Annotated in this window: 11 protein-coding genes; 4 read left to right on the forward strand and 7 right to left on the reverse strand. The window is 60.1% G+C overall.

Annotation, left to right across the window (positions count from 1 at the left end; translation table 11 throughout):
- Positions 1-36: 36 nt before the first annotated feature.
- Both HB393_RS07380 and HB393_RS07385 read right to left on the reverse strand, forming a co-directional pair.
- A complete protein-coding gene (locus tag HB393_RS07380; protein WP_213804498.1) occupies positions 37-699 on the reverse strand; it encodes a VTT domain-containing protein in 663 nt (220 codons plus the stop codon).
- 4 nt (positions 700-703) lie between these two features.
- Entirely contained in the window at positions 704-1267 is a 564-nt protein-coding gene (locus HB393_RS07385; protein ID WP_213804499.1) for a molybdenum cofactor synthesis domain-containing protein, read from the reverse strand.
- Positions 1268-1423: 156 nt separating this feature from the next.
- On the opposite strand from HB393_RS07385, the gene HB393_RS07390 reads away from it, so the two are divergent.
- Genes HB393_RS07390 through miaA form a run of 3 tightly spaced genes read left to right on the forward strand, consistent with a single transcriptional unit; the run spans position 1424 to position 3606 of the window.
- Complete coding sequence (locus HB393_RS07390; protein ID WP_213804500.1) at positions 1424-2482, forward strand: TonB C-terminal domain-containing protein; 1059 nt, start codon at positions 1424-1426, stop codon at positions 2480-2482.
- 21 nt (positions 2483-2503) lie between these two features.
- A complete protein-coding gene (locus HB393_RS07395; protein WP_213804501.1) occupies positions 2504-2677 on the forward strand; it encodes a hypothetical protein in 174 nt (57 codons plus the stop codon).
- On the forward strand, positions 2674-3606 hold the full coding sequence (gene miaA / locus HB393_RS07400; RefSeq protein ID WP_345945070.1) for a tRNA (adenosine(37)-N6)-dimethylallyltransferase MiaA: 933 nt from the start codon (positions 2674-2676) through the stop codon (positions 3604-3606). The genes HB393_RS07395 and miaA overlap by 4 nt, the downstream gene beginning before the upstream one ends.
- Before the next feature lie 80 nt (positions 3607-3686).
- Here the strand turns inward: miaA and HB393_RS07405 are convergent, their stop codons facing one another.
- Positions 3687-4568: a hypothetical protein gene (locus tag HB393_RS07405; RefSeq protein WP_213804503.1), complete on the reverse strand. Its 882-nt coding sequence runs from the start codon at positions 4566-4568 to the stop codon at positions 3687-3689.
- A gap of 133 nt (positions 4569-4701) precedes the next feature.
- On the opposite strand from HB393_RS07405, the gene HB393_RS07410 reads away from it, so the two are divergent.
- Complete coding sequence (locus HB393_RS07410; RefSeq protein ID WP_213804504.1) at positions 4702-5919, forward strand: glycine C-acetyltransferase; 1218 nt, start codon at positions 4702-4704, stop codon at positions 5917-5919.
- Between the two features lie 251 nt (positions 5920-6170).
- Here the strand turns inward: HB393_RS07410 and HB393_RS07415 are convergent, their stop codons facing one another.
- From HB393_RS07415 to HB393_RS07430, 4 genes are all read right to left on the reverse strand, one after another.
- A complete protein-coding gene (locus HB393_RS07415) occupies positions 6171-6926 on the reverse strand; it encodes a DUF5765 domain-containing protein (protein ID WP_213804505.1) in 756 nt (251 codons plus the stop codon).
- A gap of 413 nt (positions 6927-7339) precedes the next feature.
- Positions 7340-8575, reverse strand: a complete 1236-nt coding sequence (locus HB393_RS07420; RefSeq protein ID WP_213804506.1) for a PepSY domain-containing protein — start codon at positions 8573-8575, stop codon at positions 7340-7342.
- Between the two features lie 223 nt (positions 8576-8798).
- Positions 8799-11906 carry a carboxypeptidase-like regulatory domain-containing protein gene (locus tag HB393_RS07425; RefSeq protein WP_213804507.1) on the reverse strand — a complete coding sequence of 1036 codons (3108 nt, stop codon included), beginning with the start codon at positions 11904-11906 and terminating at the stop codon, positions 8799-8801.
- Positions 11907-12294: 388 nt separating this feature from the next.
- On the reverse strand, positions 12295-13914 hold the full coding sequence (locus tag HB393_RS07430) for a peptidase S10 (protein WP_345945071.1): 1620 nt from the start codon (positions 13912-13914) through the stop codon (positions 12295-12297).
- Positions 13915-14356: the final 442 nt, after the last annotated feature.

Below are 14356 nucleotides of genomic sequence, written 5' to 3' on the forward strand. Positions count from 1 at the left end.
AATGATTCGAAGGGCCGCGAGGGATCGCAGCCCTTCCTATTTGGGGAGGAGATTGTCTTCTTCGGCTGGGAAGGCCGTGCCACGGCGGCGGTCGAAGAGCTTCCGGAGAACATAGACCACGATCAGCGCGACGGCAGCCCCAGTCAGGCTGAGCACCATCGTGAGGTGGTGATGAAGCGTATTGGTGATGGTACGGATAATCGCCGGCCCGTAGAGGATGATAAGAATCGACCACAACATGAAGCGGACGAACTTCCCCATGGCGATCGCACAGAAGAACCAGAGAGGCTTCATCTCGAAGACACCAGCGGCGATCTCCACGAGCTTGACGGGCATCGGTGGGGGCATCATCGCGGGGATCATGATGGCGAGAAACTCCTGCTTTTCGAAGCGGTCGCGAAGCTGCTCGTAACGCTGCCGATTAATGCGCTTCAGAAGGAAGAGCTCGCCGCCCGCACGGCCGATGTAGTACGGGACGAGACTGCCGATAGCGGAGCCCACCGCTGCCATGAGGCAGTACAGGATGAACTTGGAGTGGTCCTGGATGACGTAGTCGATGACAAAAGCGTCGATAGGGACAGGGATAGACGAAGAATCGATGATGGCAAGTGCGCCGATGCCCCAGATGCCCAGCGGTTTGAGCAGGGTGAGCATGCCAAGGTTCAGCTTGTGAAAGAGCGCGATCGGATGAAGTTTCACTGGGTTAATCCGATTTTACCTTCGACACGGCATGGCCGTGTGAATAGTCCGATGTGGCTGGCTGGTCGCCCGCATGGTGGGTAGTACGTCCAGCCAGAAGGTCCAGGGCATGCGGCAGCAGCGGGAGGACCGCGGCAAGAGAGGTCCGCGCTCCGGAGGGGCTGCCGGGAAGATTGAGGATGAGGGTGCTGCCTGTAGCTCCACAGACAGCGCGGCTGAGGGCAGCGAGAGGAGTCTCCAGAAGCCCCACCGCTCGCATACGCTCGGAGAGGCCGTCGATGAGACGGTCGCAGACGAGACGGGTGGCCTCGGGAGTAACGTCGCGGGGGGCGAGGCCGGTACCGCCGGTGGTGATAACCAGGTTATGGGTAGCAGCGTTGGTGCGCAGAGCGGCGACGATCTGGTCCAACTCGTCAGGGAGGATGAGCGTATCCAGGGCGAGAACACCCCTCTCGCGCAGAAGCTGAACGACCGCGGGGCCGGAGAGATCGGTCTGCTGTCCCTGGAAGCAGCGGTCGCTGATGGTAAGGACGACGGCACGAATATCCGCTGAGAGGCTTTGAGTCACCCGGCTAGTTTACTGGAGTAAAAGCCAAGGTGAAGGTATCTGTATCGGGTGCAATGGAATAGTGAGAAAATAGGGACAACAAGCTGCTTTGGCCACCAGGGCCGAATCTAAATTTTATAACCTCCGCCAAGTTCGGGAGTCAGAAGAACATAGCCGATGCCATCTCTCGAGACTCCGCCCAGCTCTACGCCTCCCAGCCCGCCCGTCAAGGTGCGAACCGGACGATTTGGCGAGCTCGAAGAACATGAACTGATTCACCTGCTCGACTCGCTGGACGATGAGCGAGCCAAAGCGCGGTTTCGCGAATCCGTCTATATCTCGCTGATCGTCTACCTGATCGTCGGCTGGTTTATCTTCTACGGGCCACAGGTCCTCTTCCATCAACCACGGTTGATCAATCCCGCGGATGTGCTGAAGCAGCGCGACCGCGAGATGACCTACCTGGACATGCCCAAGGACATCTCGAAGGATCTGCCCCGGAAGCCGACCAAGGTCATCAGCGACAAGGATCACACGGCCCAGACCTCCAAGCCGACGTTGGACAAGAAGACACTGGAGCAGTTACAAGCGATGCGGCGGGCAGGGCCTCCCGCTCCGTCGAAGCTGCCGCCCACTCCGCAGCCTCAGGCGGCTCCGCAGCAACAGCAAGCCGCTCCCCAGCAGCAACAACCGCAAGCTCCTCAGCCGCAGCCCACTCCGCCACAGACCCAGGCGATGATCGATGCTCCTCGACCGGCACCTACGAAACCCAACTTCGGGAATCAGAGTCAATCCGCGGGAAGCGCAATTCGACAGGCGGCACAGCAGGCGGCGCAGAACCGCGGGAGCGGCGGAGACTACGGGGCAGGATTGCCTCCTTCGCATAACGGCATGAATACCGGAGCCGAGGTCCTGTCGGACACGATGGGCGTGGACTTCGGACCCTATCTGCGGCGAATTCTCGGGGACATCAAGCGCAACTGGGAGCCACTGATCCCTGAAGAGGCGCGGCCTCCGCTGAACAAGCAGGGTGAGACGCTGATCCGGTTCACCATCCTGCCCAACGGCAAGATCGCGGCCATGAACATGGACGACTCGACCCACGATGACGCGATCAACCTGGCCTGCTGGAGTGCGATCACCAGCGAAGGACAGTTCCCTCCTCTGCCGAAGGACTTCAAGGGTCCCAACCTGGAGCTTCGGATCCACTTCCTGACCAACAGGCCGCTGCCGTAAGTGGCGCATCGGAACTCGAATATGGCACCGACGGAACGTGAGGCGAGATCCGCCGCAGCCCTTTCCTCGCTGCGACACGAGCGCAGGAGACAGGTGCGAGGGTTGTTGTTTCTTGCCGCGGCGGTGCTGCTCTTCGCGTTGCTGCGGGCAGGGCTTCCTTCGGTCTTTACGCCAGGATGGTGGCGTCTGTGGTGAAGGATTCTGCTCTGATTGTCCTGGTTGGAGCGACGGCGAGCGGGAAGACCTCGCTGGCGCTGCGTCTGGCCGAGGAGTTCCACGGGGAGATTGTAAGCTGCGACTCCGTAGCGGTGTATCGGGAGATGGAGATCGGAACCGCGAAGCCCTCGCACGAAGAGCGGGCCAGAGTTCCGCATCACCTGATCGACGTGGTTTGGCCAGACGAGGCTTGTACTGCCGGAGACTACAGTCGGCTGGCGAGAGAGGCTCTGGCAGGAATTGTTGGCCGCGGAAAGGTGCCGATTGTGGCTGGCGGAACAGGGCTCTATCTGCGGGCGTTGATCGATGGGCTGTTTCCTGCTCCGCCGCAGCGTCCTGGTCTGCGGGAGCGATTGCGGGAGACGGCGGCGAAGCGGGGAGCGGATTACCTGCATCGGGGATTAGCGCGGCTGGATGGCAAGGCTGCGGCGGCGATTCATCCGAACGATGTGCCGAAGGTCGTCCGAGCGATCGAGGTGAGTCTGGCTGCGCAGGAGCCGTTGACAGAGCAATGGGAGAAGGGCCGCGACGCGTTGACTGGATACAGGATTCTGCGGCTGGGATTGGATCCGGAGCGGGCGCGTTTATACGAGCGCATCAACCAGCGGGCAGCGGAGATGTTCGATCGAGGGCTGGTGGAGGAGACAGAGCGGCTCGTGGAACGGTATGGATTGGAGTGCAGGCCGCTGACTTCGCTGGGATATGCGGAGGCGATGGCGGTTCTGCGGGGAGAATTTACGCGGGAGGAAGCGGTTGCGCGGGCGCAACAAGGACACCGAAACTATGCCAAACGCCAAGGAACCTGGTTTCGGCGCGAACCGGAGATTCGGTGGTTGAAGGGTTGTGGTGGAGATACAGAGGTCGTTGAAGAGGCTCAGAGAATGGTGGGTGAGTTTTTGGGGACTTAAGCTTCGTTCCTTCTGTCTCGGCTTTGCAAGAAAAATGGCACTCGCTATGGACGAGTGCCGTTTTTCTAGGTTGCAAATACTTATTGGGCGAGGGTTAGGGAGTCGGCCAGCTTGAAGCGGACGATGGACTCGGAGGGGATGTCGAGGTCGCGGTTGCCGGTGAGGGCTGCGACTCCGGTGCCTGCTCCTGCTCCAGCGAGGCCGCCGATGAGGAGGCCGGTGCCGCCTGTGGCTACTCCGCCGATCAGCATTCCCAGACCTGCGCCGCCGCCGATGAGGGCTGCCGAGCGTTTGCCTTTGCCCTTCTTGGTGCGGGTAAGGTCGTGGGTCTCAAGCGGATAACGGGTTCCGTTCAAGGTCAGCGAGGTCAGGCGAAGCTGCAGGATCGATGCGCCCTTGAAGTGGCCGCGGCGGTGAGAGGCATCTACGATGCCGCCGACGTGGGTTCCTCTGGGGATGATGACGCGGCCGTTGTCGCCTACGACGGCTTCGGCGATCTCGCCGTCGAAGGGAGCGCCTGGGCTGGTGGTCTTGACGCTGATGTGCTGGTTGATGCGGATTGCGAGGCTAGTGCCAGCAGGGACGTTGACGTCAGCGGGGCGGATGACGGGATCGCCGCCAGGAGTCGGAGCCATCGCCGGGCCGCTGGCGGGTTGTCCGCCTGCTACCGCGGGCTGCGAGGCTGGAGTGACCGTGGTGCCAGCGACTGGAGCGGAAGCGGAGGTGCTGGTGGTCGTGGTGGTGACGGTCTGGGGCTGGCCAGGAGCCGCGGCGGGCTGGACGGTGGTCGTGGTGGTGGTTCCGTTCTTATCGGTGGTGATGACCTGCTGGGCCTGTCCTGTGGCGGTGGCTTGCTGCTTGGCCTGCTCGATGGCCGCGTCCTGCTTGGACTGGCAGCCGACGAAGAGAGTGAGTGCGAGCGCCAGAGTAGCAGCGGTCTTGTAATGTGCTTGAGTGATCATCGTTCGGTCCTCGATCTTGGGTCTTTGGATTAGTGCGGGATGGATGAGATGGGACTAATTTGACTTCGCCTTTGATTGGATGCAGATACGGGCCAGAGAACTGTATGGGCGGTAAAGGTTTACGATTATTGCTATGACTACTGCTACCTCGTCCCGTCCGCAACTCGCCCATTTGACCGCGCAGATCGAAGAGCTGAAGCAGCGCGGAACCTACTTCAAGCTGAGAATTCTGGAGGATGAGCAGGCTGCCATCTGCACTTATGACGGCAAGCGGGTGATCAACCTGGCTTCGAATAACTATCTGGGGCTTTGCAATCATCCGAAGCTGCGGGAGGCGGCGATTGCAGCGACTGAGAGGTATGGAGTCGGATCTGGCGCGGTGCGGACGATCGCGGGGACGATGCGCATCCATATGGAGCTGGAGGAGAAGATTGCCGCGTTCAAGAACGTCGAGGCCTGCGTGGTGTTTCAGTCAGGGTTCTCGGCGAATGCGGGAACGGTGGGGTCGATCCTGGGAAAGGATGACTTCATCCTCTCGGATGAGCTGAATCATGCCAGCATCATCGATGGAGCGCGGTTGAGCCGGGCGAAGATCAAGGTGTTTCGGCACAAGGACGTCGCGCACTGCGAGGAGCTGCTGAAGGAGATCGAGAACGAGCCGGGCAAGAAGCTGATTATTACCGATGGCGTGTTCTCGATGGATGGAGATATCGGACCAGTGGACAAGCTGGCAGCGCTGGCGGAGAAGTACGGCGCGATCATGATGGTGGACGATGCGCATGCCAGTGGAGTTCTCGGGCGGAATGGGCGCGGATCGATCGATCACTTTGACGTACACGGCAAGGTCGATGTGCAGGTTGGAACTTTGTCCAAGGCGATCGGTGGTTTGGGCGGATATGTCTGCGGGAGCCGCGATCTGATCGACTATCTTTACCATCGGGCTCGGCCATTTCTGTTCTCTACTTCGCATCCGCCGAGTGTGGCGGCTACCTGCATTGCAGCGTTCGATATTTTGCAGGATGAGCCGGAGCGGATTGAGCGGCTGTGGGAGAACACACGCTACTGGAAGGCGGGGCTGGAGAGCGCGGGCTTCGATGTTGGCGGGCGGACGACTCCGGTGAGCGAGACGCCGATTGTGCCGGTGATTCTGGGCGATGGGCGCAGGACGATGGAGTTTTCCAAGGCACTGTTCGAGGGCGGCGTGATGGCTACGGGAATCGCTTTTCCAACGGTTCCGGAGGGCAAGGCCCGGGTGCGGACGATTATGAATAGCGAGCACACGCGGGAGAGTCTGGATACCGCCCTGGAGGTGTTTACCTCGGTGGCCAAGCGGACGGGCGTGCTGGGATAGGCACCCCCTCCCCCCGGCTTTTTGCGCAAAATCTTCACAGCATGAGCCTTAGGCCTGGACTTCCAGGTCCTCTTTTGGATGTCAAAGAACAACGAGGAGGTCGGCTTTCGCCGATCTCCTCATACTTCTTATTGTAATTGGGGTGTCAAGCTTTTTGGCTTGGACGCTGGGTGGAGCGGGGCGCTTTGAGCGACATAAAACTGAGCGGGGCTCCTCAGAGATCTTGTTGTCTGAGCCCTGCTCTTGTCCATTTAGCTAAATGTCGGAATCTCCCGAGCTGTCTCTTTTTTCAGTCCGCGCATCCACCAGACACGACGGACAAACAGTATTTGTCTGATTGGCGTTTTTATTACGATCAATAAAAATCCGATAGACAGCAGACACCATACCGCGGGGAATTCATTTGGGTTATTGGTGGTGAGTCTCGCTAAGATTGGGCCCAGGAGAAGGTGGTACAAGGTGAATCGCCATGATCCATAGAGGAGAGGGAGGATGAACGCGGCAACGATGTATGGGGCCCATACAATTTTGTAACCGAAGAGGGTTACGTTCATAAAATCATTGACTGGCAGTTCCCATGCGATGTGCCAGTTCCCCGATACCGAGCAGAGACGATCCGCACATAGTGCAGCACCTCTTGGAACGTGGGAGGCCCAGCCGAAGGGGTAGACTTTGAGGATCATTAAAATCGTGCAGATAAAGCACACAAAATAGACAAACCCACTCACTTTGATTCGAGGCTTCTCAGGGATGAAGTAGAGCGATATTCCATTTATAAAAAATGGCTGGATCGCAATATGAAGAAACCCCAGCAAGGTGGCGACTTGATTCATGGGATCGCTACAGTTGTTGATGACTGTGTAGGTATAGGCCTGTAGCGCTTCCATGAGTGAAAAGTAGGAGAGACAACCCCAGAGGGCGAAGGGTTCTTTTTTGTAGGCCGAATAGGCGCATCCTACAAGGCCACAGGTCGCTAATACGGTAGACGCTTTGCCATTCCAACACATACATTCTCCAAATACATGTCAGCGGTCTTGATGGCTGTCACGCTACCTCCATGCCTGATGTTTCATCCCTGCGCCAGTGGTCCAGGCGGGCGCTGCCCGTACCCGCTGATCGCAGGAAGGGACTACGACGTCAGCGATGGATCTGAGCTGGATCTGACCCGGGACAAGACGATGTTGTGGGTTGTGCTCTAAAAAGGGGAGGCCTTCGCGGCAAGGTGCTGCAACACATTTAATAGACTGCTACCGGCGAGGGAGCGAGCGGACGATTCTGCAAGGCCGTTCGACCGGAGCGAGACTCTCATGATGTAAGAACACGCGGGTCTCGAACTTATTTCTTGGGTGAGGCGTAGCCGCCCTTGCCGGTGCTGGCGCATCCTGTCGAAGGGCGTTATGGCGTCTGTTGTGCGAGATCGTTATGTGGAGAGCGTTCGCAGGAGCGGGCGCAGCTTTCGGTTCCAGTACATGATGAGGCCGGTGACGGCGAGGAGGGCTGGCATCAGTCCCAGCAGGAACCAGAGGATCTTGATGAAGAGGCCGAGAGCTCCGTCTCCACCGAAGGATCCGAAGTGGACGGTGTAGAAGTATTGGATTACGCGGAGACCGCGCATCTGGTGGGTTGTGTCTGTGTAGCCCAGGACCTCGCCGGTTCGCGGGTCCAGGCTTACGCGTACAAGTTGGGAGAATGGCAGGGCTCCCTTGTAGTAGCCGGTGACGCTGTAGGCCGCGCCCGGTTTGTGGGGCAGCGACATGTAGCCTGCTGGCGCTTCCGCAGGCAGGGCTTTGCGGGCTACTGCTACTGCTTCATCGACCGTCATGATGGGGCGCGTGCTGGGGGATGGCTTGCGGTCGGGGGCTTCGACCTCGGCGAGTGCTTTGTGGATACTTCCGCCGGTGACGAGGACGGTCACTCCGCCTACTGGCGCGGGGAAGCAGAAGTAGAGGCCGGTGAAGGTTACGGCGAGCAAGGCGACGCAGCTCCAGAAGCCTAGTACGGAGTGGAGGTCCCAGTTGAGGCGCTTCCAGTTGACTCTGCGTCCTCCTCGGTGGAGACGGAGGATCAGAGCCGCGGCCCAGCGTTGGACTCCGGGCCACCAGAGGATCAGGCCGCTTACGCATAAGAGCAGGAGGCCGAGGGCCATGCCCCCGCTTATGAGCAGGCCGGTCTTTCCGGCGAGCAGGTAGAAGTGCAGATTGCTGGTCCAGCCGAGGACGCCGTCGAAGCGCATACGGTCGCGCAGGACCGCGCCGGTGTAAGGGTTGAAGCTGACGGCGCGGTAGTTGGCGTTGGGGGGTGTGTCCTTGCGTCCCATGAGGGCGAGGACTGCCGTTTGTGGCTGCTCGAAGTTTTCGAGACCGGAGACGCGCCAGCCGGGGCGTTCGGCTTCGATGCGGCGGATGGCCTGGTCGAGGGTGGTCTGACGAGGGGCTGGCGCTACGTGGTAGAGCTCGGGTTCGGTTGCTCTTTCGATCTCTTCTTTGAAGACCAGTGCGGAGCCGCTGAGACCGATGACGATGCAGTAGAGGGAGACTATCACTCCGATCCAGAGATGGATTTGGAAGATTGCCCGGCGCAGCCAGATGCGTTGCGGGGAGCGTAGCCAGGTGGCGGTTGTTGTCTTTTGGGGCGGGGTTAAGGTGGGGGTTTCCACTGTGTTTTTACCTTGTTTGGCTTGTATGTTTGAGGCCGGATAGTGCGTACGAACTTACAAGTGCGAGAACAAAAGCAAGTGCAAAAACAAATACAGGGGTCCTTCGCTGCGCTCAGGATGACGGCGTAAAACATGCAACGGCAAAAACAACTGCAACAACAACGACAACTGCAACTGCAACTGCAACTGCAAAGCAACTACAACTACAAGGCGAGATCGAATGCTAGAAGTGCAGCTTCAGTGAGACTTGCATCGATCTTGGGCCGCCTACCTGGTATAGGGATGAGAGGCCGCCGAGCTGGTTGTTGAGGGTGTTGGAGGCCTGTCCGAAGAGGGCTGGCCCTGCGGAGAGCGAGTTGCGGACAGTGCCATAGATGGGGTGGTTGAGGACGTTGTAGGCCTCGGCTCGGAACTGTACTCCGACGCGCTCGGTGAAGGGGAAGTCGCGGCGCAGGGTGACGTCGGCCTGGGTTGCGCTGAAGGCTCGGGCGATGTTGCGTCCGGCGTTGCCGTCCTGTCCGGGAGTGGTTGTGGTGGAGAAGGCTTGATAGTTGATGGCTCTGCCGGCGGGAAACTGATTGCCGTAGAGGTAGAGAGGCTGGTTGGGTACGAGGTTGGGGTGGTAGGCGATGTTTGCGCCGCTGGTACTATCGATGGTTGCGGCTTGAAGCACGTCGACGGGCAAGGAGCTGCGTGAGGAGACGCGCGCGTCGAGGGCCCAGTGCTTCAACGCATAGGCTGCGGCGGGGTTTGCGTATCGGCCCGGCAGGTCGTAGCTGGCGGCTACCTGGAAGTTGTTGCGGATGTCGTAGTCGGAGACGGAGCGGCGTAGCTGGTAGACGGTGAAGTTGGAGGTGGCGTCGTCGATGGCTTTGGACCAGGTGTATGCGGCGAGTACCTGGAGGCCGCGAGAGAGTTTGCGGTCGAACTTTACCTGCAGGGAGTTGTAGTCGCTGGAGGCGGCGTTAGAGCTGATGTAGAGGCCCTTGGCGTTGCTGAAGGCGGTGTTGCCGAGGGTCTCGGGATGGAAGAAGCGTTGGGTTACGAGGCGGCGTCCGGCGCTGGAGACGTAGTTGATGAGGAGCGATTGACGGGAGCCGAGGGACTGCTCCAAGGCTACGTTCCACTGGCCTACGTAGGGCTGCTTGAGGTTGGGATCGAAGCCGTAGATGGCGGCGTTGTAAGGGGCGTTGGCGTTGGGGGTGGGCGCGGACTGCACCTGCTGAAGGGTCGCGGGGAAGGGCGCGTTGTAGCTGGCGAAGCCGGTGGTGCCGATGCCATAGTAGCCCTGGGAGCTGAGGGTCTGGCCGGTGTCGTAGAAGAGGCCGCCGCCTGCGCGGAGGACGGTCTCCATGCCGGGGGCGCGATGGATCTGGTAGGCCACGCCGAGGCGCGGAGCGAAGTTGCCGTAGGTGGTCTTCCAGAGAGGCGTGCCCTTAGGTGCGGCCTGCACGGTGGCGAGGTCTGTGATCTGGTTAACGGTGTATGGAGTGTTGCCGTTGGCGTCGGTGGGTGGCGGGTTTACATCCCAACGAACTCCGGCGGAGATACTGAGTCGTTCGGTGGCCTTCCACTCGTCCTGGAGGAAGAGGGAGAAGTTCTTGGTGACGGACTTCATGTTGACGTTCTGGGTGTAGACGTAGAGGCCGTCTGGGGTGTTGGTGCGAACCGCGTCCGGGGTGTAGAAGAAGGCGACCTCCCAGAGGGGAGGCAGCTTCTCGCTGGTGACGAGGCGGCGGAAGTCGACGCCGTACTTGAGGTTGTGGCGGCCTACGGTCTGGGTCATGGTGTCGGTGATGTTGAGCTGGCGCTGGCGATTGCTCTGCGGCTCCAACAGGTAGTAGGGGTAGAGGCCGTAGAAGAGGAAGAAGGTCATCCAGTCACCGTTGGAGAGGCCGGGAGCGGTGCTGAGGGCGACGGGGGTGGCTCCGCCGAAGTTGTCGAGGTAGCGGTTGGATTTGTAGTCGTTGCCGGTTACTCCGGCGCGGAACTCATTGGCCATGGATGGCGTGATCACGGTGCTGGCGCCGAGCACGAGGGTCTTGACGTTGCGGACGGTGGCGTTGACCTGCGAGAGGGAGCTTGCCTGACGGTCCTGGCTCTCTGACGGGACGTCGCTGTAGCGGCCGAAGATCTTGAAGCGGTCGCCGAAGGAGTGGTCGATGCGAATGGAGATGGTATCGAGGCGGCTAGGAGCAGCGTAGCCGGCGGTGTAGTTGGCGAGGCCGTTGCCGAGATCAGGATTGTTGCTGACGGGGAAGGCGTTGAGGAAGGGCTTGAGCGCGGCGGGCGCGGAGGCACGCAGTGCGTTGCTGGGGACCTGATAGAGTGCCGCAGCCTTGGGGCTGGTGAGGCGCAGGCCTTCGTAGGAGAAGAAGAAGAATGTCTTGTTGCGGCCGTCGTAGAGTTTTGGGATGCGGAGGTATCCGCCTAAGGTGCCGCCGAAGTCGTTCTGGCGCTCGGGGAGCTTTACGGTGTCGAACTTGTTCATGGCGTCGAGGGCGTCGTTACGGAGGAACTCGAAGGCGGTGCCGTGCCACTCGTTGGTGCCGCCACGGGTGCTGAAGCTGAACTGGCCGCCAGGGGTGCGTCCGTACTCGGCGGAGTAGGAGGAGGTGGTCATGCGGAACTGCTCCAGCGCGTCGATGGAGACGATGCTCTGGGTGGTTCCGAGGGCGCTGCCTTGCGGGGTGGAGCCGGAGAAGCCTGCGCCTGGGAAGCCGTCGGAGGAGACGGTGGCTCCGGTGTTGGCGCTGACTCCGTCGATGGTGTAGTAGTTCGACTCGGTACGCTGGCCGTTGACGCTGATCTCGCCGCTGGAGCCTGAGCCGGCGGAGGGCACGACGATGACTCCGGGGGCGAGGGTCATGAGGGATTGGAAGCTGCGTCCGTTGAGGGGAAGGTTCTCGACGAAGCGGCGGTCGACGACGGTGCTGACGGAGGCGTCGACGGTGTTCACGGTCTGGCCGCCGCCGTCTACCTGGACCTCTTCACTGGCCGAGCCGAGCTTGAGGTCTACGTTGCGGGAGATCTTGCCGGCTACTTCGACGACTACGCCGTGGACGATCTCGGTGCCGAATCCGGAGGCGGTGATCTTGAGGGTGTAGATGCCGGGCTCCAGGGACGGCACGGAGTAGAGTCCTGAGCCGTTGGTTCTGGTGACGGAGGTCTCGCCGGTCTTCTCGTTCCTGAGCTCCACGGCGGCTCCCGGGACGTTCATCTTTGCGGGGTCCTGCACTACGCCGGAGATCTGGGCGGTCTGCGACCAGCCTGCGGGTGCTCCAAATACCAAGATTGCGACTACCCCAATGAACTGCCAGCGCTTCAACATGCGACACACCTTTCCTAAAACGGCCTCAGGGAGCATGCGAGCGTTACAATGGATGCTCGGCACGCCTCTGGGCTGTCGATCTCGGGGCCGCCGTGGAGCTTCGCCAAAAAAGACTTCCGCGGCGGCCTCTCTCATTTGTCTATTGCTCAGTGAACAATTTATCTATTCCATGAATATACGACAAGATTGGTCCTGATTAGGGTTCAGGGACGAGATTCCTTGTGCCTGCCGGGTGTGGCGGGTTGCTGAGTGGCCGTAAGTTATTGCGATTAGGGTGTTTAGCGCAAGAAAAAGAAGCCGCGATGGGAGCCGACGGTTCACCTGTGTTGGTGAGCTCGGTTCCCATTGCGGCTTTATGGGCTGCTTTATTTATTGCGGACGGGGAGGTTTACTTCCCTCTTTCGGTGCTCTTGATGAAGGCGGCCAGGTCGAGGTGAAATTGCTTCAGGGCGTCCTGATTCACGTAGACCATGTGCCCGGTGGGGTAGTAGTGGTAGCTGATGTTGGCCTGGAGGCTCTTGGGCATGGGGAGATGGTGCATCTCGTAGACGCCCTCGTAGAAGGGGGTGGCTAGATCGTAGTAGCCGCCTACGAGCATCACCTTCATCCTGGGGTTGGACTTCATCGCTAAGGCTAGGTCGGGTAGGACGTTGGTGCCGACGGGGTAGTCCGCGGGCGGAAGACCTGCGGGATGGTGATGCCAGTCCCAGTGGAAGTTCCCGTCTTCGGTGGCGAAGACCTTGTAGGTCTGGTCGTTTCCGTACTTCAAGTCGGAGCGCATGTAGTGATTGAAGAGTGCCGTGTAGGCGGGGACGATGGCGTTGATGAGAGGGTCATACTGCCAGTCTTCGCTGAGGGGATCGAGGTCGGGGCCGAGGTAGCGTGCGTCGAGGCGGCCTACTGCTGTCCCTTGATCGCGGAAGAGATTCTCGGAGAAGATGCCGGCTCTGATTCGCAGGTCGGCTTTGAGGAGCAGGTCGACGGGCAGGCCGGTGTACTCGTGAAGCTGCTTGGCGACGGTCTGCTTGCGGGCTTCGGACAGCTCTGAGCCTTGCATGAGGGCGCTGATGTATTCGCTGAGCGCGTACTGCTCTACCTCGGCGAGGAATGGCTCCAACGCGGCGGGCTGGGAGGGGAGCTTGTGGTGGTAGAAGGCGACGGCTGCGTAGGTGGGGAGGGCGAGGGCGTTGGCTTGTTCTACGCCGGGGTTGAACTGCTGGCCGTCGGCGTTGTTGTTGAAGTCGAGGATCTGCGAGAGCATGACGACGCCGTTGAGATCGACAGAGTGCAGGCTGGCGGCGAGGATCGCGTTACGGGTGGTTCCGTAGCTTTCACCGATGAGATATTTGGGGGAGTTCCAGCGGTCGTACTTGGTGAGGAAGCGGCGGATGAAACGGTCGAAGGCGTGGGCGTCCTGATCGTTTCCCCAGAAGGCTTTCTCTTTGTCGGGACCGAGGATTCTGCCGAAGCCCGTGCCGGGAGCGTCGATGAATACGACGTCGCTTACGTCGAGGAGGCTGTAGTCGTTGTTGACGAGCTGATAGGGTGCGCCCTCGTCGTGCTGGGTGTCGGTGGTGACGGCACGGCGGGGGCCGAATGCGCCCATGTGCAGCGGTAAGGATGCTCCGCCAGGGCCTCCGTTGTAGAGGAACGAGATGGGCCGGTTGGGGCCGCCGTCTTTTTTGAAGTAGGCGACGTAGAACATGCGCGCGGTGGCTTGTTCGGGGAGCTTTCCGGCGTCGGGGAGGGTCTTTCCGTCGAGGCCGAGGGTCGCGTCCTGAGCTTCGGTCGAGCCTACGGTGAGGGTTCCGGCTACTGCTTTGTAGGGGATGACCTGACCGCCTACGTTTACTGTTCCTTCGGTGGTCGAGTCCGACGTGACAGATGCCGGAGCTGCAGCGGCTGGCTTTTCGTCTTTCTTTTCGTTGTTTTTATCCTGTGCAGCCAAACTCTGCATCGACAGCGCAGAGGCTATCACTAAGCCCACCCACATCTGCTTTCTCAACACTCCCACTCTCCATTGAACCCGATTGATTGTTACGAGGTCCCTTTTTGTGTGAACATGCGGGTCGGCGATCTATTCCCGTTGGGGAGAGATATTTGTTCAACGGTGCTGTGGTGGGGAAGTATGTGTTCCCACCCTTCGCTAGAGGCAAAGGCGCGAGGGATGGGGCACCCGGGCGGTTTGTGCTTGAGTTGAGGTAGCAACGGGTAGAACAAGCAACGGCAAGTGCAACCGCGGGTCCTTCGACTGCGTAACTCGCGATGAAGCTGCGAGAGACTTCGCTCAGCGACTGTCTGTTTTTGTCAAGCGGCTGGTGGAAAAGACGGCGATGGGACTGCCTCGGAAAACGCTTTGCGTTTCCCGCTTTCCCACCATCCCTGCTGCTGCTGATTCTTTATGGAAGAGCGAGAGCGCGGTTGTCTTGCTGTGGGTTGGGTGCGATCTG

It is taken from the genome of Granulicella sp. dw_53 (genome assembly GCF_018449545.1).
Classification (GTDB): Bacteria; Acidobacteriota; Terriglobia; order Terriglobales; family Acidobacteriaceae; genus Edaphobacter.